The sequence below is a fragment of the Qipengyuania sp. NPDC077410 genome, from assembly GCF_044543405.1.
Lineage (GTDB): Bacteria > Pseudomonadota > Alphaproteobacteria > Sphingomonadales > Sphingomonadaceae > Qipengyuania > Qipengyuania pacifica.
The window spans coordinates 1-26,977 of sequence record NZ_JBITWB010000005.1; the positions used below are offsets into that span (position 1 = coordinate 1).

General features: G+C 59.9%; 19 protein-coding genes. 7 read left to right on the forward strand and 12 right to left on the reverse strand.

What is annotated here, in order from left to right; all coding sequences use genetic code 11:
- Window positions 1-183: 183 nt before the first annotated feature.
- From ACIGGE_RS16940 to ACIGGE_RS16975, 8 genes are all read right to left on the reverse strand, one after another.
- On the reverse strand, window positions 184-2,586 hold the full coding sequence (locus tag ACIGGE_RS16940) for a glycoside hydrolase family 3 N-terminal domain-containing protein (protein ID WP_397491208.1): 2,403 nt from the start codon (window positions 2,584-2,586) through the stop codon (window positions 184-186).
- A gap of 82 nt (window positions 2,587-2,668) precedes the next feature.
- Window positions 2,669-3,853, reverse strand: coding sequence for an MFS transporter (locus tag ACIGGE_RS16945; protein WP_397491209.1), 1,185 nt, complete (start codon window positions 3,851-3,853; stop codon window positions 2,669-2,671).
- The gene (locus ACIGGE_RS16950; protein ID WP_196847822.1) at window positions 3,846-4,907 is read right to left on the reverse strand and encodes a LacI family DNA-binding transcriptional regulator; all 1,062 of its coding nucleotides are present in this window, start codon (window positions 4,905-4,907) and stop codon (window positions 3,846-3,848) included. The genes ACIGGE_RS16945 and ACIGGE_RS16950 overlap by 8 nt, the downstream gene beginning before the upstream one ends.
- A gap of 65 nt (window positions 4,908-4,972) precedes the next feature.
- Window positions 4,973-6,475: a tryptophan halogenase family protein gene (locus ACIGGE_RS16955; protein WP_397491210.1), complete on the reverse strand. Its 1,503-nt coding sequence runs from the start codon at window positions 6,473-6,475 to the stop codon at window positions 4,973-4,975.
- A complete protein-coding gene (locus tag ACIGGE_RS16960; RefSeq protein WP_397491211.1) occupies window positions 6,472-7,503 on the reverse strand; it encodes a cupin-like domain-containing protein in 1,032 nt (343 codons plus the stop codon). Before ACIGGE_RS16960 ends, ACIGGE_RS16955 begins: the two co-directional genes overlap by 4 nt.
- Window positions 7,496-8,215 (reverse strand): SapC family protein, encoded by a 720-nt coding sequence (locus ACIGGE_RS16965; protein ID WP_397491212.1) that lies wholly within the window; start codon window positions 8,213-8,215, stop codon window positions 7,496-7,498. The genes ACIGGE_RS16960 and ACIGGE_RS16965 overlap by 8 nt, the downstream gene beginning before the upstream one ends.
- Window positions 8,212-9,765, reverse strand: a complete 1,554-nt coding sequence (locus ACIGGE_RS16970) for a tryptophan halogenase family protein (protein WP_397491213.1) — start codon at window positions 9,763-9,765, stop codon at window positions 8,212-8,214. The genes ACIGGE_RS16965 and ACIGGE_RS16970 overlap by 4 nt, the downstream gene beginning before the upstream one ends.
- 110 nt (window positions 9,766-9,875) lie before the next feature.
- Window positions 9,876-12,896, reverse strand: coding sequence for a TonB-dependent receptor (locus ACIGGE_RS16975; protein WP_221598777.1), 3,021 nt, complete (start codon window positions 12,894-12,896; stop codon window positions 9,876-9,878).
- Between the two features lie 220 nt (window positions 12,897-13,116).
- Here ACIGGE_RS16975 and ACIGGE_RS16980 point away from each other — a divergent pair, with 220 nt between their 5' ends.
- From ACIGGE_RS16980 to ACIGGE_RS17005, 6 genes are all read left to right on the forward strand, one after another.
- Entirely contained in the window at window positions 13,117-13,707 is a 591-nt protein-coding gene (locus ACIGGE_RS16980) for a flavin reductase family protein (RefSeq protein ID WP_222827909.1), read from the forward strand.
- Window positions 13,708-13,764: 57 nt separating this feature from the next.
- Complete coding sequence (locus tag ACIGGE_RS16985; protein ID WP_103024153.1) at window positions 13,765-14,742, forward strand: nitronate monooxygenase family protein; 978 nt, start codon at window positions 13,765-13,767, stop codon at window positions 14,740-14,742.
- Between the two features lie 14 nt (window positions 14,743-14,756).
- Window positions 14,757-15,899, forward strand: coding sequence for an acyl-CoA dehydrogenase family protein (locus tag ACIGGE_RS16990; protein ID WP_397491214.1), 1,143 nt, complete (start codon window positions 14,757-14,759; stop codon window positions 15,897-15,899).
- 10 nt (window positions 15,900-15,909) lie between these two features.
- Entirely contained in the window at window positions 15,910-16,653 is a 744-nt protein-coding gene (locus ACIGGE_RS16995) for an SDR family NAD(P)-dependent oxidoreductase (protein WP_397491215.1), read from the forward strand.
- A gap of 14 nt (window positions 16,654-16,667) precedes the next feature.
- Window positions 16,668-17,690, forward strand: a complete 1,023-nt coding sequence (locus ACIGGE_RS17000) for an aldo/keto reductase (protein ID WP_196847830.1) — start codon at window positions 16,668-16,670, stop codon at window positions 17,688-17,690.
- A 101-nt stretch (window positions 17,691-17,791) separates the two neighbouring features.
- Window positions 17,792-18,469: a response regulator transcription factor gene (locus tag ACIGGE_RS17005; RefSeq protein ID WP_103024157.1), complete on the forward strand. Its 678-nt coding sequence runs from the start codon at window positions 17,792-17,794 to the stop codon at window positions 18,467-18,469.
- A gap of 93 nt (window positions 18,470-18,562) precedes the next feature.
- Here ACIGGE_RS17005 and ACIGGE_RS17010 read toward each other — a convergent pair whose 3' ends face one another.
- A complete protein-coding gene (locus ACIGGE_RS17010; protein WP_397491216.1) occupies window positions 18,563-20,731 on the reverse strand; it encodes a glycogen debranching N-terminal domain-containing protein in 2,169 nt (722 codons plus the stop codon).
- Between the two features lie 24 nt (window positions 20,732-20,755).
- Complete coding sequence (locus ACIGGE_RS17015) at window positions 20,756-21,886, reverse strand: glycosyltransferase family 4 protein (protein WP_397491217.1); 1,131 nt, start codon at window positions 21,884-21,886, stop codon at window positions 20,756-20,758.
- Between ACIGGE_RS17015 and ACIGGE_RS17020 the strand changes: the two genes are divergently transcribed.
- Entirely contained in the window at window positions 21,885-22,163 is a 279-nt protein-coding gene (locus tag ACIGGE_RS17020; RefSeq protein ID WP_397491218.1) for a hypothetical protein, read from the forward strand. The two genes, ACIGGE_RS17015 and ACIGGE_RS17020, sit on opposite strands and share 2 nt — an antisense overlap.
- Before the next feature lie 180 nt (window positions 22,164-22,343).
- Here the strand turns inward: ACIGGE_RS17020 and ACIGGE_RS17025 are convergent, their stop codons facing one another.
- Both ACIGGE_RS17025 and ACIGGE_RS17030 read right to left on the reverse strand, forming a co-directional pair.
- Complete coding sequence (locus tag ACIGGE_RS17025; protein WP_397491219.1) at window positions 22,344-25,097, reverse strand: TonB-dependent receptor domain-containing protein; 2,754 nt, start codon at window positions 25,095-25,097, stop codon at window positions 22,344-22,346.
- A gap of 122 nt (window positions 25,098-25,219) precedes the next feature.
- Complete coding sequence (locus ACIGGE_RS17030) at window positions 25,220-26,794, reverse strand: hypothetical protein (RefSeq protein ID WP_397491220.1); 1,575 nt, start codon at window positions 26,792-26,794, stop codon at window positions 25,220-25,222.
- Between the last annotated feature and the right edge of the window lie 183 nt (window positions 26,795-26,977).

Here is a 26,977-nt window from a genome sequence, read left to right on the forward strand (position 1 = left end):
GCCTTGATCCCTTCGCCATCCTCGACAACCGCCGCAGGATCCGTGCTCGCTGCAACATCAGGGGCCAGTGCCATCTCTACATTCCTCCCAGGTGTCGGGCTCAATGACGCCCGACATTGATCTTATCTTTGCGCTGTTTGCCAGTCTTTCGGCACTACACAAAGTGAATACGATTTCGTTTCCTCAAAACGAGCAAGGGGTGCCTTCTGCGACATCTTCACGCGTGATGCTCGAGATCCGGAACGTAATGTCGCCTTCGGTCTCAAAACGGATGCGATTGCCGAGGCCCGGCGCGCAGGCATCGGTAATCAACATCTCGCGCCACCCCTTGCCTAGTGCGAGAGCGAAATGGTCAGTCAGGTTCACCACCGCATCTTCACCCACGCGCAGGGTGACCGGTGCGGCCGGGCGTGTGACGACCTCGTAAGCAATGCGATAGGCCCCGCCGCTGTCCCGATCCTGCCTGAGACCGAAGCGCGAGCCGGCACGCATATAAACTTCCCGCGCATCTTCCTGGGCATCACGGTCATATCCGCGCACTGTCACTCCCGCATCGGTCAGGTCTCCGCGCATCTGGGCGAGATATTCTCCCTCGCCTTCGACATTGGGCTTGACCGCAAAGGCGAATGTGCCGTCGGCCAGCCGCCCTGCTTCGAACAATGCACGCGTCGGCCCGGCCAGGAGAGGCGCGCAATCTTCGTCGAGCTGTTCGGTGGGAGAGGTGTCGGTAAGAGCACGACCATAGCCCACCGGGAAGAGCGCACCATCAGGACCGTTGAGGGGCCCGAAGTCGCATGTCGCAGGCCAGCTGAAGCCCAGCTTGCCTGTAGCAGGCGTCGCGCCTGTCAGAACATCGGCAACACCTGCGCCTTCGCTCCCCGGCAGCCAAGATGCGACGAAAGCGTCAGCCGCATTCATTTCGCGGTTTACCCACATCGGACGGCCGGAAAGGAACACGGCCACAGTAGGCACGCCTTCCGCCTTGAACTTACGCAGCAGACCGAGGCCTTCCTCATCCGTGAAGCCGAGGTGTTTACGGTCCCCTGCAAATTCGGCGTAAGGTTCCTCGCCGAAGACCACGACAGCGGCATCGGGCTTGGAGGAATACTGGCCGTCCGGCGATAACGTAGCGCTGCCGCCGCCTTCCTTCACGGCCGTTTCCAGGCCCTTCCAGATCGAAGTGGCGCCGGGGAAATAGCTGTTGTCGAGATCGCCGCCGCCCTGCCAGGTGAGCGTCCAACCGCCCGAAGCCTGAGCGATATCGTCTGCCGCGCGGCCCGCGACTAGAATGTTCGCGCCCTTCTTGAGCGGCAGGATGCCGTTGTTTTTCAGCAGGACCTGCGACTTCGCGACGGCTTCGCGCGCGATTGCGCGATGATCAGCAGAGCCAAGCAGAGCATAATCGCCGGCATTTGGCCGCTTGGACGGCTGAACCATGTCCCCAAGCAGACCTGCCCGCATTTTAACACGCAGGATGCGGGTAACGGCCTCGTCAAGCCGGGCCATCGGGATCGTGCCGTCCTTGACCTGCGCCACGGTGGTTTCGAGCAGGCCCTTCCAGTCGTCGGGAACCATGTAGATGTCGAGACCGGCCAGCAGCGATTGCGGGCAATCGGTGTTGGTGCAACCCGCGACCTGGCCGTGGCCATTCCAATCGCCGACGACGAGCCCATCGAAGCCGAGTTCGCCGCGCAGGACATCGGTCAGCAGCGACTTGTTGCCATGCATCTTTTCGCCGTTGATCGAATTGAAGCTGGCCATGATCGTTTCCACACCGGCAGCGATGGCTGCCGGATAGGGCGCGGCGTGGATCGCCTTCAACGCTTCGATATCGCCGGTGACTTCACCCTGATCCACGCCCTGATCGGTGCCGCCATCGCCGAAAAAGTGTTTCGCTGTGGCAATCACATGCCCCGCGCCGAGACGGTTCGGGTCGCCCTTGCGACCCTGGAGGCCTTCGACCAGCGCTGCGCCCAAGGGCGCGACGATTGCCGGATCCTCGGAGTAGCTTTCGTAGGTGCGACCCCACCGGTCATCCTGAGCGACGGCGATCGTGGGAGAGAAGTTCCAGTCGATCCCGGTGACCTCGATTTCCACTGCGGTCGCTTCGCCGACGCGGCGAACGAGGTCGGCATCGCGGGTGGCGCCGAGCGCAATGTTGTGAGGGAAGATCGTGGCGCGGATTATATTGGTATGGCCATGAACGGCATCGGTGCCCCACATGGTCGGAATGACAGGTTCGCCGCCTGGCATCGGCTCGACGGAGGCAAGATACATCTCGTCAGCGAGTTTGAGCCATTCACTCGCTTCGGCGTATTCGTTGCCATAAGGCCCACCGTTGCCGCCATTCAGATAGCTGCCGAACCGATAGCGGCGCATGTCTTCTGCGGTGAAACTGTTGATCTGGGGTTGTATCAGCTGAGCAACCTTGCGTTCGACGCTCATGCGCGAAATCAGGTCTGCTATGCGGGCATCTTCGCTCGTGTCCGTGGCTTGAGCCACCGGAAGATTTTCAACACCGGATTGCGGCACGGTGCATCCAGCCAGAGCAACACAGGCAACGGAGGCCCACAAGAACGCTTTCATACTCTATCCCCTCGCGATCCCGATTTGTTTGGGAACGTTATCAATCGAGGAACTGGCACGGGCGGAATGCCAGGTCAAGCCGCTAGGCGCGGGGAAGAGTGATCAACAGGACGCAGGCGATCATGCAGAGCGCTGCGAGCAGCATGAAGAGAGCCGCGAAGCCGAACACCGGTACGAGAGCAAGAGTGAGCCAGGGCATTATCAGTGACGGCACGGTGTTGGTCAGATTGAACAGGCCCAGATCCCTTCCGCGGGTTCGCGGTCTTGGAAGTACTCGCAGCGTCTGGCTGGAATGCAGAGCAAGGAAGATGCTGGTCGAGAAGCCGAATACTACATAGCCAACGACCGCTACGGCCATGCTGTCGGAAAAGGCCATGATCAGGAGGCCGATGCTCCCTACGCCGGATCCGAGGACCAGGGGCAAGATCGGCCGCTGACTACGATCGGACCAGCGACCCACAAACATCGCAAGCGGCACCGATATACCGAGGACGAGGCTGAAGATCGTGGCCGTGTTATTGTCGGTAGTCGTCTCATCAATGGCGATGAACCAGAACAGCAGAAACGCAAAGAGAGCCGCCTCGGCAATCTGCACCAGCAGGCGGGCCAGCCACATGCGGGCGACCGTAGTGTGCGGCTGCGAGGCGACTGCCTCTCCTGTCTCCGACTTCTGCATGAGCTGCGGCATGGGCAAGGGGCGGGCAAAGAGAAGAGCTGGGCCGACCATAAGGGCAACGAGAATTGCGACCAGCACCAGGCGCGTGTCCTGTGCGGCCAGACCGGGAACTGTCACCAATGCACCGGACAAAGCCCCAAGGGCCGGTGACAGGGCGAGCAGACCTCCGAGCAACCCTTTCTGATGGTCGGGAACACAGTCCCCGGCCCAAGCGGCAAGGGGGGCGAGCATCATGTTCAATGCGCATTGCCAAATGACGATCATTGCCACGAGTGCTGGCACGGTTTGCACGAATTGCATCGAAACCAGCAGGAGCGAGGACAAGACGAGCCCGCCGGCTATCCACGGGCGGCGCACCCCGGTCCGATCGCTGATCCAGCCGAAGGCGATGTTCGTGATGCTCGCCGCAATCGCCCCGGCAAAGGCGGCGTAGGCAAGCGATTGTATCTCCTTACCTTCGGCAATGGCGTTCATTCGCAGGGGAAGCATGATGGTCAGAAACGGCACATAGGCCACAGCTCCGCCAGCGGCTGCCAAGGCATAAAGCCAAAGGAAGCGAGCTGGCTGCCCCTGTTTGAAATCTTCAGGCACGAGCACCTGCAGCCACGCGCGCAGTAGAGCCGCGCACGACAAGCTCGCCCTCGAGGACCACCGGTTCGGAGGGATGACCATTTTTCTTAGCGTCGATCAACAATTCGACCGCTCGCGCTGCGGTGGCCGAAATCGGCTGATCCAGCGCCGTCAGTGGTGGGTTGCTGAAGCGAACGATCGGCGTGTTGTCGAAGCTTATTACGGAGAGATCTTTGGGTACGTTGAGCCCGCGTTCCTTTGCGGCTTCGAGCGTGGCCAGAGCCATCTGATCGCTACTGGCGATAATTGCCGTCGGCCTGATATCCCCATCGAGCAGAGCGCGCGCTGCGGCAAGTCCGCTCTCGAAACCGAAATCCCCTCGTTCGAGAAGGCCGTCGCAATCGAATTCGGCATTGGCCATGGCCTCGCGCCAGCCATCGACACGCCAATTCGTAAGGCTGTATTCGGCGGGGCCGGAAATAAAGCCGATGCGTGTATGACCGAGTTCGATCAGGTGGTCGGTCGCCTTGCCGGCCAGCAGTTCGTCGCCCATGGTCATGGCGATGCCGGGGCCAGCCTCCTTGGAGCCGATCCGGGCGAACGGGATGCCGCTTTCCGCCAGCAAGCCTGTGATCTGCGCGTTCTCCGAGTGCGGCGGGGTGACTATCACCCCGTCCGGCTGCAGGGCGGCGATGGCCGCGCCAAGTTCGCGTTCGACATGGTCGCTATGCGTATCGACCAGTTCGAAAATCATCCGATAGCCGAGCTCTGCAGCAGTCAGCATGCCGCCTAACAGCATCTGGTCCACCCAGTCCCGCCCATCACGAGCTTTCCAGTCCGCAATGGTGCGGTCGCGGTCGTTGATGGCCAGGATCAGATAGGAACGCGATCCGCTCATTCGCTGGGCGGCGATCGACGGAACATAGCCGAGCTTTTCGATACTGGCCTGAACTTTTGCCTTCATGGCAGGCCGTACATTTGGCTCGTTATTTATGACGCGACTGACCGTCTGCAGGGACACCCCTGCATCCGCTGCAACGTGTTTGATGGTGACTGATTGACGCCGCCGGCCCATGTTATCGGTAACCCCTCGAGTATTTTTCTGGCTAATACGACGCCGCGTGAGTTGGAAGGCTGCTTTCAGGCAGCAGCGACCTCTTTTGCCCCGCAAAATTGCGCAACATAGGCGTGATGGGCAGGGAGACCTTGCACCGTACGCGCAACATTGGTGCGGAGCATCTCGAGAAACTTCGAAAGTTCCTCGTCGCTCATTTTCTTCGCCACAGGATGAAACGCCTGAGGCAGGATGCCTTGGCCGAGCATCACCTGAACCCAGCTGTTCTCGACGAAGAGCTCGTCGTTCTTGCGGAACACGCGTCCGGTTTCGCGGAACAGTTCCATCTTCTGTGTAAGGCTATCGGGAATATCCATCGTTGCGCATTGACGCCAGAACGCGCTGTCGCGCCTGTCGGTGGCTTTGTAATGCAGGATCAGGAAGTCGCGGACCTGTATCATATCGGTCAGCTGCTGATCATTGAATTCGGCGATGTCGCGTTCACTCACATCGCCGGCAGGCATCATGCGGAGGAGGCGGATCACTGCACGCTGGATCAAGTGGATGCTCGTCGATTCCAGCGGTTCGAGAAAACCTGAAGACAGCCCGATGGCGATGCAATTGCGATGCCACTGCTTGCGCCTTGATCCGGTGGTGAACGGGATTGCACGAGGTTCGCTGATCGCTTTGCCTTCGAGGGTCGACATCAGTCGATCATGTGCGGCATCTTTGGACAAGTATCGGCTGCAATAGACAATCCCATTGCCGCCGCGGTGCTGCAATGGAATGCGCCACTGCCATCCCGCATCGTGCGCGATAGCGCGTGTGTAGGGCACGGGAGACGCAGATAATTCCGTCTGCACGGCAATTGCGCTGTCGCATGGCAAGTGATGAGACCAGTCATCGTAGCCAACGTGCAGCGCACCTTCGATTAGCAAGCTTCGGAAACCAGTACAGTCGACGAAAATATCGCCTTCCAACCGCTGTCCGTTCTCCAAGCCGATCGCAGCGATATTCCCGCTTTCACCGTCGAGTTCGACGTGCGCAATCTTTCCTTCAACTCTGCTCGCGCCGGCACCTTCGGCAATCCTGCGAAGGAAGGCGGCGTAGGCGGTCGCATTGAGGTGGTAGGCATAGTTCAATCGGTTGTCGGGCAAATGCGCGAACTTTCCGGCATATGCCGCGCACAGTTCGAGGCAATAGTCATCATAACTGTAGTCGTGCCCGCGCAGTAGCCCTTCGCCCCAGAAATGCTGGAACCCGGCCGACCAGTGGTCGCGTCCTGTCGAACCGAAAGAATGGAAGTATTTCTCGCCGTCGCGCTTCCAGTTCTCGAACTCGATGCCGAGTTTGAACGTCGCCTGCGTCTCGCGCATGAACTCGGCTTCGTTGATGCCAAGCAGACGGTTAAAGTTGATGAGTGGCGGGATGGTTGCTTCGCCCACTCCGACTGTTCCGATCGCATCGCTTTCGACGAGCGTCAGATCGATCGCATCTCCCATCGTCTTTGCCAGCGCGGCCGCAGTCATCCAGCCTGCGGTGCCGCCGCCAGCCACTACGATGCGCCGGGGCTTATAGTCGCTGCTCATCGATTGAGGGTCCTCAAAAGAAACGCCCGGATCTGACCAGCTGTTCTGGATGTCAGCGGCGACAAGATGCCTCGGGCTTGTTCGGGTATGTGATCTGTTACTTCGGCGGGATTCTCGAACACATAATGATCGAACAACTTCCGCCAGAAATTTCGTTCTTCGGGTGGTAGGTCCCGGATCGCAAGAATTGCGTGGTTAAGGGCCTCTTGTGGCTGACCCAGGAACGCGGGCGTATCGCGCCACCAATAATTCACCAGAACATTGAATGGATCGAGGCCCTCTACATGATGCCACCACATCGAGGGTATGTAGACTGCATCGCCGGCTTCAAGTTCGACGACTTGAGCATGTCTTAAAGCTTCTGCGAACCGAGGATGAGCATCGAAATCGGGCCCGTGAAAATCCACCATGCTGACCGCCCGCCCTGCGGGTGTGTTTTCAAGTGGACCGACGTAAAGGTTCTCAAACTGCTCCGGCGGAAAGATGGTAAAACGTCGCCGGCCAACTGCGCAACACGCAAGGTTGCGCGGGAAGTCGTTGTGGGCGGCAATTCTCGTGGCAGTGCCTATCCAAATGCTGTGGAGCGGGTCGCGGTCATCGACTGGCGACAGGTTGTCTTCAACGAGACCGTCGAAAAACAGCTTCATGTCGACCGACGTGAGATAGATCGCAGGAGCGTCCGAGCGACCTTCGTTGTCGTCAAAGCCGCGGAAAATATCAGGTAATTTCCCACGTGCGGTGCGGAAGTTCATCTCGAAATCGTCGTCGTAGAAGAGGCGACCGTCACGCCCAGGTTGTCCGATCGTGACCGTGAACGGTACGGGGCGGGCCCGTTCGAGCAGATATTCACGCGCCTCGTGCGCAGAGTTCAGCCCGCGAGTTACGAGAGGCCAATCCTTTACCAGCCCTCGCACGACAAATGGCTGCGGGTCGTCGTCAAGCAGGGCCGAAAGCGCGGCAGCGTCTGCTGCCTCGCGGCTCTCGACGTGCTTCATCTGCGCGAAAATAGAGGGAGCGGCTTCAGCCACGATCCTCCTTTGCATTCTTCCGGACGACCAGTTCGGTCAGGTTGGAGAGGGATGCGACAGCCATGAATATCGGCATTAGATGTCCGTCGGCTTGAAGTGCTCCAAGCGCATCGGCGTCCATCGAACGCAGCTTATCTTCATTTATCATGTGGAAGCCGACAAGCGACTGTTTCGATCCGTTTGAAAGAGGCACCTCAAAGACGAACGGTTCGACCAAGTCATATCGCGTCAGCGCTTCAAAGAAGTGTTTGGACGTTTCATAGCCAGCGTGAAGCAAACCCAGCTTTTCCGACATATCATCCAGTAAAGGCGTCGCCTGTCCGTGCTCGTCGAAAACCCGCGTTCCTTCCTCGCCGATTGCTATGCGGGGATGGTCCATATCGATGTGAACCTGCGCGTCACCGCCCTCATCCCGACTGCGACCTATGAGAAAAGGGCGGACGGAGATTGATAGCGGGATGTACCGGGCGTCCCAGGCGTCCTCGCCAAGGAACAGGTTCTCGCCATTTTCAAAACCGAAGAGGGCTAACGCACTGAACTCGTCGCTTTCCGCATCGCGGCGGAACACAATCGGATAATGCGCCTGAACTTGCCGAAACTCCTGAGGAACAACAAGGGCGGCCATGACAGCATCGCCGAGCGTACTGCCTGCTTCGGTACGCACGCGCAGTTCCGCATGATCGGCAGTGTTCAGAACTTCGTGGCTAGTCATTGTCTGGTCGGTACCCCTCGTGCCGAATTCTTGTCCATCGATGAGCACAGTGCATCGAAATAGGCCCGGTTGGAAGGCAGCGCCGCGCTTAGCGCACGACTACGTTCGGCGACCTTCGCGAACTGTCGTTGTACCTCGCTGCTCGGCGCACTGCTGATGTCCGCTGGCTGCGGGAAGCGCATGCCGTAAAGCACATATTGGTGGCTCGTCGCTGAGAAAATCTCGTCGATCTGTGGGAAGTCGCCGCTGGATGGCGCATGATCACGCCACAGATCGAGGTGGGCAGCAAGGGAGGAGGGTATGGTAGCGGGATCGCGGTGAGCCTGCCAATATGGTTCCGTCCGGGTACTGAGAACATAGTGGAGCTTGAGAAAGTCCACGATCCGCTCCCAGCGATAACGGAACAGGCTGTTGAAGCGATCTGCGAGCCGGGGAAGCGCTGCGCGGCTTTGCGGATAGCCGTCGGCCAAGGCTTTCAGCGACAATTCGATCAGTACGATGGCCGAGGCTTCGAGCGGTTCGATAAACCCTGCCGAAAGACCAATTGCCAAGCAGTTGCCTGCCCAGAACTTCTCGCGATAGCCGGTGGAGAACTTGAGCCCGCGCGGAGTAAGAGCCGCCTGCTCGGCGCCGGCTATCTTGGCACCGACATAGTTCATCAAAATGGCTTGGGCCTCGTCATCTGAGAGAAAACGAGACGAGTAGACACAGCCCACACCGCGGCGGGTCGGCAAGCCGATATCCCATAACCAACCGGCCCGATGCGCCGTGCCGATTGTTTGTGATGCGATCGCGCTATCAGGCACGACTGGGACCTGAACTGCAAGAGCGCGATCGTTGAACGAAACGTCGGACCGGTCGACCCATCCAATCTCGAGTTCTTCGCCGATCAACTTGCTGGCCATTCCGGTGCAATCGATGAAGAAGTCGCCCTCGATTGCTAAGCCGTTATCAAGCAGCAACCGAGTAAATAGCCCATCTACTGACCGCTCGGTACCCGTCACCTTCCCATGCACATGACGAACACCAAGCCTCTTTACGCCGTGACTGGCAAGCAACGCACCGAACTTGCCAGCGTCGAGGTGGTAGCCGTAATTGAGCGCTCCGGCGAAGGGAGGCATAGTTCGCTGCCGGGGGGCGAGGTCGCGGTTGCAGATTGCGGCTTGCGGGCTCACCGCCTCGGCATAGGGTTGCCCGTCATTCTGCATCTTCCAGGCCGTCAGAATGTCCGGCATGGAGCCCGAAAGCGGGGCGGAGAAGGGATGGTAATAGCAGTCGCGCTCGGAGCCATCGACCCATCCGTCGAAGCGGGAGCCTTGCTTGAACGAAGCGTCGCATTCCGTGAGGAACTCGGTCTCATCGATCCCGATAACGGCCAATGTCTCGCGTAGCGTTGGCCAGCTTCCCTCGCCCACACCGACCGTCGGGATGTCCGGCGCTTCGATCAAAGTAATTGCGAGTTCCGGCCGCCTGGCAGCCAGGATGCAAGCGGACAGCCATCCGGCCGTTCCCCCGCCTACAATCACCAGATTAGTAAATTCGCCTGACATCGATCTGGTCCATAGCCTTGCTTATCTGCCGTGCCAAAAGAGCCGCACTGCTTGCTGGCAGTGCGGCTCTCCTAACATTCGAATACGAAGGACGTCGCCTCCGCTTTCGATTACCACGTAAAGCGCAGGCCAGCGGTATAGCGGGCGTGGCCCGGAGCGGCAAAGTAAACCGCCTGATCGGCGCGGCGATGACCGCGGCGATCTTCATTGAGCAAGTTGATCGCCTCGCCGAAAATCGTCACGCCATTGCTGAACTCGTAGCTCGCGCTGGCGTCGACTTGACCGTAGGCTTCGATATAGAACGGATCGAGGCCGTATCCGGACAGGAATTCGTCGCGCCAGTTGTAAGCTACGCGGGCCTGGAGGCCGCCCTTGTCATAATACAGGACAGCGTTGGCGCTATCCGACACGCCGGTCACGGCGAACTGCGAGGTGGTATACTGCAGTGTATTGTCGTAGTCCGTATCGCTGTTCACGATTGTGTAGTTCAGGATAACGCCGAAGCCCGTTTCCCAGAAGCTGTGCTGCAGCGCGAATTCGAACCCGTCGAGCGTAGCGGACTGATCACTGTTGAACGGCTGGGTCAAGGTGAACACGAGTTCAGGATCGCCCGGTTGACCCACCAAGCCTACTGGATTGCCATCTGCATCGAAGGTGACCACTTCCGGATTGTTCGCAGCGGCGTAGGCCAGAATTTCAGCGAAAGTGGCATCTTCACCCAGTGCTGCACGGGCAGCTTGTGCCGCGGCGCCCTGGCTAGGGTTCGTAAGGTCAAATGCGGGGGTCTGGGTGGTCGCGTTCGCGATGAAATTGCTTACGTTCTTTCTGAAGTAGCCGGCCGAAACGTAGCTGGCAGGAGCATAGAACCACTCGGCCGATATATCGATATTCTTCGATTTATACGGGAGCAGGTTCGGGTTGCCGGATTGGCCAGAGCCAAAACCGTCGGGTCGCGCCGGCGAGTTAATCGTCAGACCACCATTTAGACTCGCATAGTCCGGGCGCGTAATCGTATGGCTGTATGATGCCCTGAGCACGACGTCGTTGATCGGCGAAATATCGAAATCAACAGCAGGGAGCCAATTGTTGTAACTCCCGGCAAATGTCGTAAAGCCCACGACGTCGTCATCAGTTCTAATAGCAATCTCATTTTCCGACGACTGCTCGGTACCGGTAGGAATGGGAACGAGCGCCGACGACTTCACGTCGGTTGTTTCATACCGCAATCCCAGACGGAGATGCGCTTCGTCCGCCATGAGGTCGAAAGTGTGAAGGGACTGGACGAACGGAGCGAGCGTCTTTTCACGCAGGCGACGATCGACCGAATACTCGGCGAGACATCCCTCCCCAAGTGGAACGCCTACGAACGGATCGGAACAGATACCGATGCTGGATTCGAGCAGATCGATCAGTTGTTCGGTGGCGATATTGTAATAGGTAGGGATGATGTTCGGACTGTCCGCACCGTTCATCCCTTGAAGGTCTTCTGACGTGCTGCGCGGAGTGAAGAAATCGTCCGGCGTTTCGTCTGCGCTCAGCGTTCCGCCCCAGGTTTCATTCTGGAGGAAGCCGTAAGCCGTGCGAACCTTGTTGTCGGTGAAGGTGACGCCAAAGTCGAGGCTTTCGATGAAGCTGTCGTCGAAGTCATATCCACCACGCAGGGACGCCTCGATGATCCGGTCCTTCATATAGGCATTGCGGAATGCGTTGCCGGAAGGACGAATGTTCGAGGCATCGATCTCCGATCCCGGATACATGTTAACGGAGATCACCGGCAGGTCGGTGGTGAAATCGACAGTCTGGCTCTGCACGCCAAAGATCGATGTGCCCACGGCAACGTTGCTGCCGTAAGGGGAGGTCGGCTTCGATTCAGCCGTCGAATAGTGCGCATCCAACACCCACCGCATGCCGCTCGGATGATTCCATTCGAGATTGGTGCCGATTGAATGATTGATGTTGCGGTTGGCCGCCACAGCCCCGGTTATCGCAAGGTCTTTTCCCGCATCGTTTCTTCCCGGATCCGGAGCCGGAAAGACTTCCGAATAGAAGTTTGGACCGGCGACCGGGCCGTCGGTCCAGCTGCTGCTGGTCTCGCCATGGTTGAACCATACACCGATACTGCTCGTACGCGCATCGATGGTGTTCTGAGAGAATGTATAGTCGAGGGTTGCCGTGAACTGGTCGGATGGCTGGAATTGCAGCACGGCCTGGCCGTTGATGCGTTCACGATCGATGTCGGTGAAGTCGTAAGCCGCGTTCTGCGGGACCTGATAGATATCGTCGCCTTCGGGACGGTTTTCGATATTATCGAAACGTGGGTCGCCCGGCATCGCGAGCGAGCCCCAGTTTCCTTCGGTGGCGAGATAGCCTTCGCGCCATTCACCGACCGAGAATTGCGACAGGCTCGCCTTGCGGCGCTGATATGAGCCGGTCACCAGAACGCCGATTGTATCGTCTGCAAAGGTCTTGCTGATGATGCCGGAAACTTCCGGAGTGATTTTCGTGTCCTCGAACGTGTAGTCCAGCACACCCTTGACGCCGATGCTTCCCTGGAAGCCAGGACGGTCCAGAGGACGCGGCGTCTTGATATTGATGACCGAGCCAATCCCGCCGGTTGGCAGGGACGCGCGCCCCGATTTGTAGACCTCCACACCTGCGACGCCTTCAGATGCGAGGTTCGCGAAATCGAAGGAACGCGATGCCGGCGCAGAGCAGCAATCGCCCAGCGTGGAGGCGGGCATCTGGCGACCATTGAGAAGCACGAGGTTGAAATCCGGTCCGAAACCACGGACGGTCACTCGCGAACCTTCGCCATTTTGACGGTCGATCGAAACACCGGTGATGCGCTGGAGCGATTCAGCCAGGTTCGTATCGGGGAATTTACCGATGTCTTCAGCGCTGATCGCGTCGACCACGCCGACGGCATTGCGCTTGATGTTCATCGCATCTTGCAAACTGGCACGAATGCCCGAAACGATGATGACATCGCCCTCGTCTTGCGAAATTTCATCCGAAGTTTCGTCGCCAGCGGTCGCATCCTGCGCCATGGCGAGCGGAGCGCTGGCGCCCATTGCGGCAACCGAGGCGCCGGCCAGAAATTGGACGAGCGAAGGCTTGCGCTTCAAATTCATGCTGATTCTCCTCCCAATTCGTGCGCATGCCACGCACGAAACACTCTTATGTGAACGTTCACCTATTTGATAACGTTCACTTGGTCAATTCTTCTACGAAGGCGGCGCTGGAAAAAGGCGGAAATGTTGCAAAGATGTTGCAGCTTTCATGGGATGGAATTTACGCGGATATCGGCTTCAGCTGTTGCCGAAGAGGCAGTGCAAGGTTAGCTGAGCGACGATGTTCGAACCCAAGGCTTTCCGCGACGCATTAGGTAGCTTCGTTACCGGCGTAACGATCGTGACTGCGAGAGACGCGGAAGGGCGGCCTTTCGGCCTGACGGCGAACAGTTTTAATTCGGTGAGCCTCGATCCCCCGATGGTGCTGTGGAGCCTGTCGCTCAAGTCGGGCTCACTGCCGGTATTTCGCGATGCCGAAAGCTGGGCGGTTCACGTTCTTGCCGCAGACCAGCAATCCATGTCAGACCGGTTTGCGCGCCCGGGCGAAGACAAGTTCGCCGGCATGGATAGTGCCGATGGGCCGGAAGGCGCGCCGCTCTTGAATGGCTATGCCGCACGTTTCGGTTGCCGCGCGCGGTTCGAATATGAAGGCGGCGATCATGCGATCTTTCTTGGCGAAGTGGTGGATTTCGACCGGCGTGAGGCCGAACCACTGATCTATCACGGCGGCCAGTACGGAAGAGTGATGCGTTCGCCGACCGGTGACGATCTGGAGAGGGAAGGCCTGGCCGAAAGGCTGGGTGGTGAGCTTTCCCTTACGACGAGCGGCAAGGAATTGCTCGAGGCTCTCGAAGCCTTGGCGAAGCGCTAGACTCATCGGCTGCACACCGATACCCGTTGCGAAAAGCAACTAGGGAAGATGCAGGCTATGAAAACCCGTATTACTGAAATGTTCGGAATCGAACACCCGATCATCCAGGGCGGGATGCACTACGTTGGCTTGGCAGAGATGGCAGCGGCTGTATCGAACGCCGGTGGGCTCGGCATAATCACGGGTTTGACACAGGGCACGCCCGAAAAGCTCGCCAACGAGATAGCCCGCTGCAAAGACATGACGGACAAGCCCTTCGGTGTGAATCTGACATTTCTCCCCACCGTGAATGCCCCGGATTACCCTGGGCTCGTTCGGGTCATCATCGAGGGCGGCGTAAAAATCGTCGAGACCGCGGGCAACAATCCGCAGCAGGTGCTTCCCTTCTTCAAGGATGCAGGCGTCAAGGTTATCCATAAATGCACCAGCGTGCGGCATAGCCTCAAGGCACAGTCGATCGGATGCGATGCTGTTTCGGTCGACGGGTTCGAATGCGGTGGTCACCCTGGCGAGGACGACATTCCGAACATGATCCTGCTTCCGCGCGCGGCGGACGAACTGGAAATTCCCTTCGTGGCCAGTGGCGGTATGGCCGATGCGCGCAGTCTCGTCGCCAGCCTGGCCATGGGTGCCGATGGGATGAACATGGGCACGCGCTTCATCGCGACGAAAGAAGCGCCGGTGCATGAGAATGTAAAAAAGGCGATTGTTGCTGCGAGCGAGCTCGACACGCGCCTCGTCATGCGGCCGTTGCGCAATACCGAGCGGGTGATGACCAACGATGCTGTCGAACGGCTGCTGGAGAAAGAACGGAAGCTGGGCGCGGATCTGAAATTCGAAGACATCATCGAAGAAGTGGCGGGGGTCTACCCGCGCATCATGACCGAAGGAGACATGGACGCTGGCGCATGGTCATGCGGCATGGTGGCGGGACTGATCGACGATATTCCGACCTGCAAGGAACTGATCGACGGCATCATGGCGGAAGCGGAGAGCCTGATCCGCCAGCGCCTCACTGGCTTGCTGGCCGCCTGAAGGGGAAAACGACAATGCTCGATACAAGCCAGCGCACCGCGTATAACGAAGATCACGAGGCCTTTCGCGATACTGTGCGCAAGGTCTTTGCAGAACACATGACCCCCAATCTCGACCAGCATGAGGAAGAGGGAATTGTTCCCCGCTCAGCATGGAAGGCCTTGGGCGAGGCGGGGATGCTGTGCCCGACCGTCAAGGAAGAAAATGGCGGCCTGGGTCTCGATTTCGGCTTCAACTGTGTGTTGTGCGAGGAGCTGTCCTATCTCGGCAGTTCGGCCGGCTTTACCCTTCAGAACGACATCACCGCCAATTATATCGAACGCCTCGGCACGGATGAACAGCGCGCCAAGTATCTGCCTGGCATGGTGTCGGGCGACGTCATTTCCGCAATTGCCATGACCGAACCGGGGGCCGGGAGCGATCTGCAGGGCATTCGCACGACTGCGATCAAGGATGGCAACCATCTGGTCGTCAACGGGTCCAAAACTTACATCACCAACGGGCAGAATGCCGATGTGATCATTGTGGTCGCCAAGACCGATCCCTCGCAGGGCGCGAGGGGCACCACGCTGGTGTTGGTGGACGCCGACACTCCGGGCTTCGAGCGTGGGCGCAATCTCGACAAGATCGGGCAGCATTCTGCAGATACGTCCGAGCTGTTCTTTAACGACTGCCGCGTGCCGATGACCAATATCTTGGGCGGTGAAGGAAGAGGCTTCGTGCACCTGATGGAAGAGCTTCCGCAGGAACGCCTCGGGATCGCCGTCGGCGCACAGGCGGCGGCACAGCGCGCTTTCGACGAGGCGGTGAAATTCACCAAGGATCGCAAGGCTTTCGGCAAGACCGTGTTCGAATTCCAGAACACCAAATTCGTTCTCGCAGATCTCAAGGCCAAGCTGCAAGTCGGCTGGGCGCATCTCGACTGGGCGATCAGGAAACACCTCGCCGGCGAGCTGACGACGGACGAGGCGAGCGCGGCGAAATTGTGGCATACCGACTTGCAGTGGGAGGCTTGCGACAAGGCGCTGCAACTGCACGGCGGGGCGGGGTACATGAACGAATACGCCATCGCCCGCCTGTGGCGCGATGCGCGCGTGACGCGCATTTTCGGGGGTACGAACGAGATCATGAAGGAAGTGATCAGCCGGTCGATCTGAGGAGTGAAGAGTGTCCGAACCGCTTGATTTCACGGGTAAGACCATTCTTGTCGTAGGCGGGTCGAGTGGTATCGGAAATGGCATTGCGCATGGCTTCCTAAGCCGCGGCGGGCATGTCCATGTCACCGGCACACGCGCGGCACAGGAGTATTCGGCCGAGGAGGGCAGCGATCTTCGCGGGCTCCATTTCCATCGCTTCGACGCCACAAAGCATGTCAATCATACGTATGATTTGAGCCGAACACTGCCCCGAACACTCGATGTGGTGGTCCTGTGTCAGGGTACCGTTCGGTACGGCCGCGAAGAGTTCGAGCGCGAGGGCTGGGACGTGGTGATGGCAGTCAATCTCAATTCGCTGATGGACTGCGCGCGCATGGTGCGGCCCATGCTGGCCGAGCGCGGCGGATCGCTGATCGTCGTGAGTTCGGTGGGGGCCTATCACGCGATGATCGGCAACCCTGCCTATGCCGCGAGCAAGGCCGGTGCGGTGAGCCTGGTCGGCAGCCTGGCGCAGGCGTGGGCTGGCGAGGGCATTCGCGTAAACGGTATCGCGCCCGGCCTGGTGCCCACCAAGCTGACCAAGGTCACCACCGACAATGAGGAGCGGGTAGCAGGTGCCGTCGCGCGGATACCCGCCGGCCGCATGGGCACGCCGCAGGACATGGCTGGCGCAGCGCTGTTTCTCGCCTCGCCGCTGGCAGATTACATCGTCGGCCAGACCATCCGCGTGGATGGCGGCATGACGCTTTCCTGAAAGGAAGAAGGATTATGGAATACGTCAATCTCGGCCCCTCGGGCCTCAAGGTTTCGCGCCTCTGCCTCGGCTGCATGAGCTATGGCGATACCAGCCGCGGCTGGCATGGGGACTGGGTGCTCGACCAGGACCAGTCGCGTCCCTTCATTCGCGAGGCGATGGAAGCCGGGATCAACTTCTTCGACACCGCCAACATGTATTCGCTCGGCGCATCGGAAGAAGTGGTCGGCAAGCTGCTGCCCGAATTTGCCAAGCGGGACGAGATCGTGCTGGCAACCAAGGCCTTCATGCCCTGGCGGCAGGCACCCAATGCCGGCGGCCTGTCTCGCAAGGCGTTGATGCAGGCAATCGACGACAGCCTGACCCGGTTGAATATGGATTACGTCGACCTGTTCCAGATCCATCGCTGGGACAAGGACACGCCGATCGAGGAAACGATGGAGGCGCTCCACGACATCGTGAAGGCCGGCAAAGCGCGCTATATCGGCGCGTCGTCCATGTGGGCATGGCAATTCGCCAAGGCGCAGGAGGTCGCCAGGGCGAATGGCTGGACACGCTTCATCTCCATGCAGAACCACGTCAATCTGCTCTACCGCGAGGAAGAGCGCGAGATGCTGCCGCTATGCGCAGATCAGGGCGTCGGGATCATTCCATGGAGCCCGCTGGCGCGCGGCAAGCTTGCGCGCAGCTGGGACGAGACGACCGTACGCAGCGAAACTGACGGTTTCGGCAAGACGCTCTATCGCCAGCAGGAAGAAGCGGACCGCGCCATCGTGGAGGCCGTGGGTGCAATTGCAGAGGAGCGCGGTGTCTCTCGCGCGACGGTGGCGCTGGCCTGGCATTTCGCCAAGGGCGTGACGGCGCCGATCGTCGGGGCGACCAAGGAGGGCCATATCGCCGCCGCAGTAGCGGCCATGGACCTGGGCCTGACCGAAGACGAGGTCGCGCGGCTTGAAGCGCCATATCTGCCCAAGAGCCCCGTCGGCGTCGAAACCACGGTCCCGCGCAACTGGTCGCTATCGGTCGCGGACACGTAGGAAGCGTAACCGGCGCAAAGTGTTACAATCGCGCCGAACGGGTCACAAACCAGTCACATGAGTGCGCCATCGCAGCCCCGACAGGGTGGGATGAAAACCGCGTGCGCACGATCAATATTTTCCTGACCGATCCGATTGCTGGGGAGCTTCCCGATTTCGAAAATGGCGAGATGCGCTATGCATTCGCCCGTCTGTATTCCGATGGGCCGAGACGGCTGGTCGAAGGGCCGGTCTGCGCTTTCGTCGACTGGGTGATGGAAGACCTTTCGGGTCTGGAGATGTGTCGCCGTCTGCGAGGCGACCCGCGTCTCGACGAAGCGCATATCACCATCGTGCTCGAACAGGATGATGCAGACGACAAACGCCGCGCCCTGCGCGCTGGGGCGGACGACTATCTGGTCGGCCCGGTCGATCGCACAACGATCCTGGACCGGGTCATGGCGTTGCAGGGCGGTATCGGGCAGCCGCGGATCAACGAACGGCTGGAACTGGGCGCGCTGCTGGTCGATCTTGCAGCCCTGCAGGCGCGCTGGGCGGGACAGCCATTGAACCTGCGGCCGAACGAATTCCGCCTGCTGCATTTCTTCGCCCAGCATCCCGACCGCGTGCTGACCCGCACCGATCTGATCGAAGCCCTCGGCAAACAGGAACCGCCGATCGACGAGCGCACCGTGGACGTCTGGATCGGTCGCCTGCGCCGCGCCCTGCGGATCGTCGGGGCAGGCGAGCGGGTACGCACCGTCCGTTCGCTGGGCTATGTTTACGACAGCTACGAATGAAGCGGGCTGGTGAGCCAGCGACGTGAGGAATTTCCGGAGCGATGACGGGAAGACTGCCCGCCGACTGCGCTTTGAAGAACCAGCTTTGACCGATTAAATTCCAATTGCCACTTTAACGTTCTTACCTGCGCGGCGCACGAAAACGCTGGTCGCCGGACCGATCTGCTGGACGTCAAGGTCAACGCTTGCTTCGCCGCAGGCCAGCCCGTCGAGCGACAGGTTGGACAAAAAGGCGGGCAGGCTCGGCTTGTCGAACCGGACCGCGTCAGGCGCGCAAACGTTAAGCCCGAGTGCCGCCTGGATCATGTACATCGGTGCGCCGCTTGCCCAGGCCTGCGGTGCGCAGGCCACGGGGTAGAGCGTGGGTCCGCGGCCATGGCGGCGACCGAAGCCGCAGAACAGTTCGGGAAAGCGCTGCTGGTCGAAATAGAAGGTCGCTTCGAACAGGGCACCGAAGACCCTGGCGACCGCATCCTGCAAGCCGTAACGGGAAAAACCCGCTGCGATCAGGGCGTTGTCATGCGGCCAGATAGAACCGTTGTGATAACTTATCGGATTGTAGCGGCTTTCCCCGCGCGCGAGCGTCCTGATGCCCCAACCGGAGAAGCAATCAGGCTCCAGCAGACGCGCCGCCACCGCTTCCGCGTGGCGCTGCGTGGCAATGCCGGTCAGGAGAGCATGGCCCGCGTTGGAGGAAACGACGCGGCATGGTTGCTTGTCGCCATCGAGCGCAAGGATATAGCATCCAAGCTCCTCATCGAAAAATGTGGCATTGAAGCGCTGCTTCAGATCGGCTGCCTTCGCGCGCCATTCCCTTGCCGCCGCACGGTCGCCACGGGCCTTCGAGATGTCGGCCATGGCCCGCCAGGCGCCATAGACATAGGCCTGCATTTCGACGAGCGCGATCGGGCCTTCGGCCAGCCTTCCATCGGCATGAGAGATCGCATCGTGGCTGTCCTTCCAGCCCTGGTTGCGCAAGCCATTCTGGTTTCGACGGCCATATTCGAAGAAGCCGTCACCATCGCGATCGCCTGCATTTTCGATCCATGCGCAAGCTGACTCGAGGTGGGGCCACAGCGTTTCGATGCTTTCCCTGTCGCCCGTGCGGCGAAAATACTCGCCCGCAAGGAAGATGAACAAGGGGGTGGAATCGACGCTGCCGTAATAATGGCGAAAGGGAACTTCGCCGGTATTGGCCATTTCGTTGAGCCTGGTTTCGTGCAGGATTTTACCCGGCTCCGCATCGGCTGCCGGGTCATCTGCAACTGCCTGCAATTCGGCCAGGCGGAGCAGGGTCCCACGAGCCAGGGAAGGATCGTACCAGAGCATTTCCAGCGCGGTCACGAGGGAATCCCTCCCGAACAGGGTGCAATACCACGGAATGCCGGCATATGCCGCAGGCCCCTGCGGCGTCTGGGTGGTCAGCGTCGTCACATCTGCGATGCTGCGCGCCATCATCGCATCGAAAGAGGTATTGGAAGAGACGATCGAGGGACGTCCGACCAGCGCATCGCGGCGCCCCCGGCGCAGTGCACGATAACCTTCGAGATACGCGCGCGTGGGGTTTTCGTTCTCATTGTCGGTAAAGGCGATCTGGGTGTAGAAAACCTTCCGCTCGCCCGGCGCAAGGCTTACATCGAAACGCACCTTGTGGTCGCTGATGAAGTCCGGCTTGGGAGCGAAACTGATCGCGGTCCGACGCTCGATATCGTCGAGCCCGGTATAACGATATTCGACCCCATCCGGGGTGCAGCGGGGTTGAGCATGGGTTCCGCGCCGCTCGCGCTTGTCGCCGCGCACTTCGAACATGTCGCGAAAATCCGCGCCCAGGGTCAGTTCGATGCTGAAACTGTGCGCACACTGGTCGAAGTTTCGTACCGAAAGCCGTTCGAACGCGCTGCCTTCGTGCAGAAACTTGACCCGCCCGAAATGAAGGACATCATTGGGGATGCGTTGGCCGGTTCGGTTGGTCAGGCTGGAATTGGTCAGATCGACGATCAGGGCATCGACCCGGTCATCCAGCGCCGATCCCAGAAGCATGGGGTAGGTGCCGCAGATCGTGAGGCGCCAGAAAGAAAGTTGCCGCGTATCGCGAAAGTAGACCCCTTCGGGCGTGGCTTCGGCGCCGACGACGTCGCCGTGGGTATCGAATAGCGCAAAGGAATCGCCGTGTTTTACGGCGCGAAGTTCCTGTTCCTGAATCGACGTCGATGATTGCACCTGGTGCTGCCCATCGAGAACGACCGTCCCGTTTTCTAACAAGATTTTCCTGCCCTCCTTTTCAATTCAGGCAGCCGTATCCAGCGCAGGCGGCCGCCCTGTGCGGAAGGAACCCTGGCGCAGCGCATCCGGAAAAACATCGACGGTATCGATGGCGCGCAAATTCTGGTGCCTGGCGATCTGCTGTTCGAACATCTGCACGTAATCGTCGGCCATGCGGCGAACCGTGAAGCGTCGTTCGAAATAGTCCCGAACCTTCGCCCGGTCGAAACCGAACACCTCGTCCACGGCTGCAACGGCATCGTCCATCGTGTCGACGATCCGGCCGCTCACCTTGTCCTGCATCACTTCGGGTACCGACCCGTTTCTCCAGGCGATAACGGGCGTGCCGCAGGACATGGCTTCGATCATCACCAGACCGAAGGGTTCGGGCCAGTCGATCGGGAACAGCAGCGCGCCTGCGCCGCCCAGCAATTCCGCCTTCTGCGCTTCGTTCACTTCGCCGATATATTCGATGTTGTCGTGCGCTTCGACCAGAGGGCGGATTTCCGCGTCCCAATAGGCCTGGTCCACCGCGTCGATCTTGGCCGCCATCTTGAGTGGCCGACCGCTTCGCACCGCTATCTCGATCGCCCGATCGGGGCGCTTTTCCGGCGAAATTCGACCGAGGAATACCAGATAGTCGCCGCCGTCCTTGTCGTAGGGCAGCATCTGGTCCGGGAGACCATGATAGACGGTGTCGATCCAGTTTACCGGCGGCATCGGCATGCGCTGGTTCTGCGAGATGGATACGAGAGGAACCTGCGAGAATGTACGATAGCAGGTCTGCAGATCCGGAATGTCCAGCCGCCCATGCAACGTCGTGACCGTCGGCGTGTCCCAGGTGAGGATGGCGGGATAGTGAAACAGGTCGATGTGAAAATGCACGATGTCGAAATCGCCGAGCCGCCGCCGCACGCGTTCCACCATGCTGAGATGATGCGGTACGAGGTTCTGCGCCCCGTCGACCAGCCTGAGCGCCTGAGGGACGCACGGCACCAGCTCGGCGCTGGTAAGGGAATCGCCCGAGGCGAAAAGGGTGACATCATGCCCCATGCCGACCAGTTCTTCGGTCAGGAAGTGCACGATCCTTTCGGTTCCACCGTATAATTTTGGGGGGCAACTTTCCGCAAGCGGAGCGATTTGGGCTATGCGCATGAAGACCCTTTCAAAGCGTCACAGTCCAAACAGAAATTCCGGCATTCCAGCTCGCGGCTGCCGGCTTTTAGCGATAGAAGGGGCGGCCGGTGCGACGGAAGGAATAATGCTGCCTGTGATGTACTTGGGCGTAGCCTTGGTTTTATTGGCGGCGCCGGACCTTTCCAGCTACATACTGCTATTGGCGGGGATAGGCCTGCATGTGGGTTATCAGTACTTTATGATAGTGTCTTGCAATGCCGGCGATCTGACGCAGGTCTATTCGCTGGCGCGGTGAAGCGCGCCATTGATCGTGGCGCTAGTTTCGGCGGCGCTGCTGGGTGCCAGCCTGCAGCCGGTCGGGTTGGGTGCAAACGCGCTGATCGGAAAGAGGGACGCGGTTACGACCCGGGACGATCGACTTGAGGATGACGAGGGGCCGCCCGAAAGCGGCCCCCAGCCAAGTGTTGGCAGAAGCTTAGAATTCAGCCGATAGCGAGACTGCGAAGTTGCGGCCCACGCGGTAGCTGTTGTTCTCGATCCGGGCGTCGCCGGCCGTCTGGTATTCGAAATGATCGCGTCCGGTCAGGTTGCGCGCTTCGAGTTTCAGTTCCAGCTCGGCGCCTGCCAGCTGGAACCCCTGCCGAGCGACGAGGTCGATCGTCAGGCCCGGGTCTTCGATGATGTCTGGACGCGAGAGGGTGCTGCGGCTGATCACACGCTTGCTGCCGTAATTGAACAGCACGGTAAGCTGGCTGACGCGGTCGAGATCCTCGAGGCCGAGCTGCACATTGGCGATGTGATCGGACTGGCCGGTCAGCGCCGTGCCGTCTTCGAAGAAGTTCGACGCCGGCTGAAGCCCGCCAAGTTCCGGGATGTTGACGAGATCGCCATCCTGAACACTGATGTCGGATTTGGTGTAGGTGTAGTTGGCGATGGCGACGAAGCGCTTGCTGTCCCACCATTCGCCGAGGTCGTAGAGGTCCTTGTTCCACTGCAACTCGACTTCGGCACCGTAGAGCTTGGCCGACGGGGCGTTGGCGAAGCGGCTGACGACCGCGTTGTCGTTGAAGCTCGAGAAGATTTCGATCGGGTTTTCGATATCCTTGTAGAAGCCTGCCACGCTGGCCCGGCTGTTCGATCCCCAATAATGCTCGAGGCGGGCTTCGTAATTGGTTAGGCGGCTGTCGATCAGGCCGGGGTTACCGGTGAATTGCCGGTTCGTTTCCGGATCGTAATAGGTTTGCAGGATCAGTTCGCGGAACTGCGGGCGGGCAATGGTCTTGGACGCGTTGAGGCGCAGCTGGACGCTATCCATCACTTCCCATGTGAGCGTGGCGCCAGGGAGGAAGTAATCGTTGTTCAGCAGGGTGGCATTGGCCGAGCCGTTCGGACGCCCGTCGAGCCCGAGCGGTACCACTTCCTGCGTGGCGTCTTCGTAGCGGATGCCAAGGTCGAGGGACAGGGCATCGGATTGCGTCAGATTGGCCTGCACGTACCCCGCCTTGATCTCCAGCCCGGCGGAAAAGGCCGGGTCGGATGCGGTCGTGTCGATGATCTGATAGCCGAAGGGGCCGATGCCGCCAGCAGCCTGCGCCGCCGTATCGTAGCCGAGATTGATCAGGGCATCGCCAAGCAGATTGTCGGGGCGGAATGCGCCGAAAACGAGCGGATATGCGCCCGTGGCGCGGATATCGAATTCCCGGCGGCGCGAGAGGCGGGTCGTGTCGGTATAGGCACCGCCAACCGTCAGCGTAACCCAGTCGGCGAACTGATAGCTGAGATCGAGACCGCCGTAATAGAGATCTTCAGTCAGATCGGAAAAGGCCACCGTGGTGCGCCCGCGCTGGCCACCGTTCTGGAGGTTCAGATAGATTTCGTCGAGCTGGGTCGTGGGCGTAAGGTCGCGGGTATAGACGAATTCCCATTCATTGGGCGCTTCGCGCTGCGTTTGCGCATAACCGGCCCGCAGATCGACCGAAAGATCGCCGAATTCGAGTTCACCGACAAACTGCGTATCGAACAGCTGGCGTTCGTACCAGCCGGTATTCTGGAACAGGTCGTCATCATCGTCGGTCAGATCGTTGATCTGTGCCAGCGATGCGCGCTTGAGCGAGTCCCGGATAAAGAGATTTGTCAGGCGGAACCGGTGCTCGCCCACCTCGAGACCGAGGCCGAGCATCGCATTTGCGAGAATGCGCTGGTCGGTCTGGAACTGCGTGCCGTCCTGATCGAGATCGAGCGCGCCGTTCACCGCGACCTGGCGGGTGATGAAGCGGTTGCGCCATTTGTTGCTGAGCGAGGCGGTGGCGATGATGCCGAACCGTCCGTCGGCAAAAACGTCGAAGCTCGTGCCTGCCGTGATGCCTGCCGACCAGTTGACCGGCAGTTCATCGGTGCTCTGGAGGAGGATCTGATTGGGATCGCCCAGTTCGAGCAGGATCGCCTGCTGATCGACCTGCGGGTCGGTAATCTGGAGGCCACTGTTAAGGAAGGACTGCAGGTTGGGACCAGGTTCGCGGCGACCGTCGTCGAAACCGAACCAGTCATAATCCGAGCCGTAATAGCTGTATCCGGTCCCAAATGTGGTTTCGGTGTCGCCGGAGATGCCGGCGCTGACCTTGACGAAGCTTTCGTCCGGTACCGCGCGGGTCGTGAGATTGATCACGCCGCCGCCGAATTCGCCCGGGAAGTTGGCCGAGTAGGTTTTCTGCACGAGGCTGGACGCGATGACGCTGGTCGGGAAGATGTCGAGCGGGACGACACGGCTCAGCGGCTGCGGCGAGGGCAGGGGAAGACCATTGAGCAGGGCGAGCGAATAACGATCGCCAAGGCCGCGAACGAAGACGAGACCGTTCCCCACGGTGGAAAGACCTGTCACGCGGGTAAGGGCGCCCGCAATGTCGCCTTCGCCGGAGCGGGCGATGCTGGCACTGTCGAGCACGGACACGACCTGCGAGGACGCGCGGGTGACGTCCTGCCTGCGGCGACCGGTAACAACGATAGAACCGCCGGGCACCGAAATATCGGGTTCTTCGAACTCTTCTTCCTGCGGCGTGTTGTCGATGCCCTGGGCTTGCTGTGCCTGAAGGGCATCGGTAGCGGCATCTTCATCTGCGGGTACGCCTTCGGCACCGGTGCCGACACCCGCATCCTGAGCGAATGCCGCTGCGGGCAGGGTGAGCGCGGTGGTGAACAGGAGCAGCGAAGTAAGCTGCTTGCCGGTCGACATGGTTCGAGACCCCCTCATATTCAGGCCTTTGAAACTGGAGTGGGCGAAGCGATCGCCCCACTTGAAAAGCGTAGGCGGCCGGGGACGCTCGAATGCGTTTGCCCGGCCGCCATGTGTTCAGATCAGTAGATCGGCAGGCTGGTGCAATCGGACACCGCGGTGTCGAAGGTCACCGTTGCCGAGTTGCAGGTCCACCCCTGGAACCAGGTATTGTTACCGGGATAAACGGCGCCGATATTGGTCGGAAGCGTGAAGAAGGAACCAAGCGAAGTCGGATCGAATACCGCAACACCGTTTTCGTTCGCGCCATTGATGAAGGTCATCGACAGCGTGTTGGTGAAGCCTGCATTGTTGTTCGAACCAGCATTGAAGCGGGTCTGAACGTCGGCTGCGGTGACACCGCCCGATCCATCGCGGAAGTCCGTTGCGCAATCGAGGACGAACGAATTGAAGACGACCGGGCCGGCTTCGTCGATGCTGGCATTGGCAGCGCGGTTGAGCGTTTCGGGGTTGTCGACCCGCAGGCACGGCGTGTTGCCCGATTGATCGATGAGAACCGAGTTGACGATGGTGAAATCGGCAAAGCCGCGAATGCGGATGGCCTGATCACCAACACCGCTGTTGGCAATGAAGGTCGCGTTCGAGATCTTCACATTCTGACGCGGTGTGTCTTCTTCGAGGCCATTGGAAGAGTCCGCTTCGATGATCGTGTCACCGAATCCAGGGCGCTGGATGGCGATCACGTTCTGCAGATTGGCCTTCACGCCGGTATCGGTGTCGATGCTGTCGTCTTCCGCACCGACAACGATCAGGTTCGAAACATTCATAACGCCGCCGAAGAATTCGACACCGTCGTCCGAGCTGTTGTAGCTCATGATGTTGTTGAGCGTGGTTCCGGAGCCGACGCCGCCGGTGGTAAGCGACTGCAGTTCGTTATCGCCGGAGAGGACGAAGCCCGAATAGCGGATCTGGACGAAAGTCATGCTGCCGGAACTGTCATCTGCAGTGGCGCCGCCGAACAGAGCCGGCTGCGCTGCACCCTCGACCTGACGTTCGCAAGCTGTGGTGCCAGGCGTCGCCCCAGGAGCAATACAATCGGTGACGGGAGCGCGGCCGGACAGGACAACGCCGCCCCAACGACCCGAAGTATCCTGGTTCAGATCTACGCCGGTCACGTTGTTAGTCGACGTGAAGATGATGGGGCGCGAAGCCGTGCCGTTGGCCTGGATGGTGTTGCCGCGGTTGACGTTCAGGAAGCTCGATCCCGAAGCAACAATGATTGCGCCGGGTTCGATCGTCAGTTCGACATTCGTATCATTCGCCGTAGCAGTGGGGCCACCGTCGGTGCCGACATCGACCCGGCCGTTCATGCGATATACCAGGCCTTCCACGAAGGGCAGCGTGGTGCTGGCGCTGAACACTGCTGGCAAAATGCAGACGCGGTATTCGCCGGTTGGACCGGTTTCCGTGCCGTCATCGGCGAGACCCGCTGGATTGGAAATCGTTGGGCATTCCGCCGCAGCGGTTACCGGGCCCGAAGTCGGTGTCGGCGTCGGTGCCGGGGTGGGCGCAGGGGTAGCAGGTGGGTTGATGATGATGTCACCGCCAGTGCCGGGCGAGACGATTTCGTCGGCGCCGCAGCTGGCCAGAGCCAGAGCCGAGCAGCCGAGTACGAGCGAACGTTGGAGATTTGTCACGGGTAGCGGTCCCCTCAAAAACCGGAAGAATCGAGTTGCGAACTCTTGATCGCGACTCGTCCGCTACGGACGCTGTGTGACAGTTTGTGTCGGTAGATGACCGTTATGTTGCAGTTTCAACAGATAATGCGACGCATCGAAGCACGCTGTGAAAATCCCGCGGGCGCCGCGATGATTGCAGAA